Here is a 3,109-nt window from a genome sequence, read left to right on the forward strand (position 1 = left end):
GAGTGTCAGCCGCAAGGACCCGCGCCCCACCGGCCAGGCCGATGCCGAGGTCTACCAGTGGCACGCCGGCGTGGCGGGCAGCCACTACGCCCAGCCCCAGGCCGGCACCGCGCCGCCCAACGACCCGCACGCCGAAGGCCGCGACTTTGCGCTGCTGCGCATGCAGGCGCTGCGCACCCATGGCAGCCGTGCCCAGGCCCGCGGCAACCTGCGCGCCATGGTGCCCGGCTGCTCCTTCACCTTGCAAAAGCACCCGCGCCAGCAGGCCAACACCGACTACCTGATCCTGGACACCCACTTCGTCATGGAAGACGTCGGCCAGGCCAGCCAGATCCGGGACGCCGCGCCCGGGCGCACGCAGCAGTGGAAAGTCGAGGTCGACCTCACCGCGCACCCGATGAGCGAGCCGCTGCGCCCGGCGCTGACCCAACCCAAGCCCCGCAGCGGCGGCCCGCACACCGCGCTGGTCGTCGGCCCCGAAGGCCAGAACCTGTGGACCGACGCGTACGGGCGCATCAAGGTCCAGTTCATGTGGGACCGCCTGGGGCACAAGAACCAGCACAGCAGCTGCTGGGTTCGGGTGCCCAGCCAGTGGGCGGGCAACCAGTTGGGGGCCATGCACATCCCACGCATCGGCGAAGAGGTGATCGTCGAGTTCTTCTCCGGCGACCCCGACCTGCCGATCTGCACCGGCAAGGTCTACAACCAGAGCAACCTGCCGCCGTGGGCGCTGCCCGACCAAGCCGCATTGAGCGGATTTCGCAGCCGCGAACTCACCAAGGAAGGCGGCAACAGCGCCGCTGGCCGCAGCAACCACCTGATCCTGGACGACACCGACCAGAAGATCCAGGCGCAACTCAAGAGCGACCACCAGCACAGTCAGTTGAGCCTGGGCCACATCACCCGCATCGACGACAACGCCGGGCGCAAGGACGCGCGCGGCGAAGGTTTCGAGCTGGCCACCGGCGGGCACGGCGCGATACGCGCCGCAGCAGGCATTCTGTTGACCACCGAGGGGCGCCCCAACGCAGCCGGCCACGTCAAGGACATGGGCGAAACCGTGGCCCGCCTGAGCGCCGCGCGCGACCAGCACGAGAGCCTGTCCGAGGCGGCTCACCTGGCTGAAGCGCAGAACCCGGGTGACCAGGACGAGGTGGCAAAAGCCCTCAAGCGCCAGAACGACGCGATCCAGGGCACCGGCAACGCAGGGCAAGGCCACTTCCCCGAACTGGCTGAGCCCCACTTGGTGCTGGCCAGCCCGGCGGGCATCCAGACCACCACCGCGCAATCCACCCATATCGCCAGCGACGAGCACACCGCCCTGACCAGCGGCGGCCACACCAGCATCTCGGCGGGCAGCAGTTTGCTGGTCAGCGTCAAAAAGGCGATTCGCTTCTTTGCATTCGACTCCTTCATCAAGTTCGTGGCCGCACGCGAAGACATCGACTTGGTGGCGTTGAAGAAGAACATCAACCTTCTCGCCAAACTCGACATTACGCACACCGCCAACCGCATCACCATCACGGCCAAGGAAGAGGTGCTGATCAACGGCGGCACCAGCTACACCCGCTGGAACGGCGCGGGTATCGAGCACGGCACCCTGGGCAAATGGGTCGAACACGCGGCTGGGCACAGCATGACGGGGCCGCAAAGCCTGCCAGTGCCTGCGATGCAATTCCCCGAGCCTGTTTGCAAGGAATGTCTGCTCAAAGCACTGGCGGCGGCGAGCCCTTTTGGAGCGCGATGATGAATCCTGGTTATTTGCAAGACGCCCTTCAACCTGATTTTGGTGACCAGCTAGCCGCTTGGCATCAAACACTCGGCGACATGCAGGTCTGGGCACTCGTGGATGGCGCAATCGCCGGCGAAGAACGCATGCAACGGCTGAAGTCTGCCTACCATGAGCCTCTTGCTGCTTTTGATGCCACACACCTGTACGCCTATGACGAGCTCGGGCTGTTCATGTGGCCTGTGGCTTCAGTGTTACAGCGCGACGCGGCAGCCGCTTTGCTGCAAACGTTGAGCGCATTGCCCGCACTGAGTTTCATCGCCAGCCCGGCACCCGCACCCGTCACCTGTCAGACACTGGCGTGGCTGGCAGGCGCCACCACCACCGATCGTTTGAAACTGTATTTGCGCATCGGGGATTCGCGCGTCATCGCACCCGCCTTGGCAAACCTGACCACGCCGCAAGTCGCACGCCTGTCGGAAGGGATTGCCGCCTGGGCGGTTCCCGACCGCACGGGCGGGTTTTCATTGCTGGCTTTTGCTTCCGATCGACCCGGGCCAGCAGTTGAAAAAGACGCGACGGGCGTGGTGCTTGGCGACGTCGCGTACGAGCGCATCCTCGCAGCAAGCTTGCCCGACATGTTGCATGCCGAAATGCTGCGTGCGGATGTCAGTATTTTCGATGGCAACAAGGGTTCATGGCTGCACGCCTGGCTGAGCCACGCGCTTGAACGCGCCAAGGCCAAAGGCGTCCACCAATTTTCTGATCAAGTCGAGTTTGCCCGCATCGCACGATGGGTCAAAAAGCCGTTTGAAGATATTGCCGAGCTGGAATCCACCTGGCGGATATTGCAGGAAAAGGGAACGCCCCTTCTCACCTTGCGACAGCAATGGGATGAATCGCAATGGCGTGCGATAGAAAAAATCGTCAACAGCCCCCGGCCCGTCTGACGCCAGATTGACCGCCCGCATCCATCGCTCACCACTTCTGTCACATGAACTCCGCTGAAAGTTTCACCGTCGTACGCAAGGTGCAATTCACCTTCGCCTTGGTACTGCTGATGGGCATCAGTGCCTGCAAGCCTGCCGAACCTGAGTCATATGCCGTGGGTATCACGGGCTATAACTTTACGGCTGAAGGCGTGCAAGATTTCTATGTCGACGATCAGTGGGGATCGAATCTTCCATCCTATGGAGGGGGTGGAAAAACCTCTTGCTGCGTCGTCTTGCCGAAGATATGGAGGCCCGGTCTGGTCGTCAAGATTGACTGGACTATGGGTAAATGGACGACGCCGTACGCAACCCGTAAACATCTTTCAGTTACAGAGCAAATCACGTGTTGCTCTTCCGAACGGACTCTCTCCAAAACCGTCCCCGTTGA

The 3,109-nt window shown here is 62.8% G+C and carries 3 protein-coding genes; all 3 read left to right on the forward strand.

Annotated features, from left to right (window positions below; all coding sequences use genetic code 11):
• Nucleotides 1-1,747, forward strand: a 1,747-nt coding sequence (tssI, locus tag H7225_RS12390; RefSeq protein WP_290662235.1) for a type VI secretion system Vgr family protein, incomplete at its 5' end; no start/stop codon positions are given.
• Nucleotides 1,699-2,679, forward strand: a complete 981-nt coding sequence (locus tag H7225_RS12395) for a DUF4123 domain-containing protein (RefSeq protein WP_290662237.1) — start codon at nt 1,699-1,701, stop codon at nt 2,677-2,679. The genes tssI and H7225_RS12395, both read left to right, overlap by 49 nt.
• 44 nt (nt 2,680-2,723) lie before the next feature.
• A partial coding sequence (locus H7225_RS12400; RefSeq protein ID WP_290662239.1) for a DUF3304 domain-containing protein occupies nt 2,724-3,109 on the forward strand: 386 nt, incomplete at its 3' end.

This window comes from Aquabacterium sp., assembly GCF_014378415.1.
GTDB lineage: Bacteria > Pseudomonadota > Gammaproteobacteria > Burkholderiales > Burkholderiaceae_C > Aquabacterium.

What these genes read in the sequence shown, in the direction of transcription:
- H7225_RS12395 (WP_290662237.1), top strand. Translation starts at nt 1,699, where the DNA reads ATGTCTGCTCAAAGCACTGGCGGCGGCGAGCCCTTTTGGAGCGCGATG.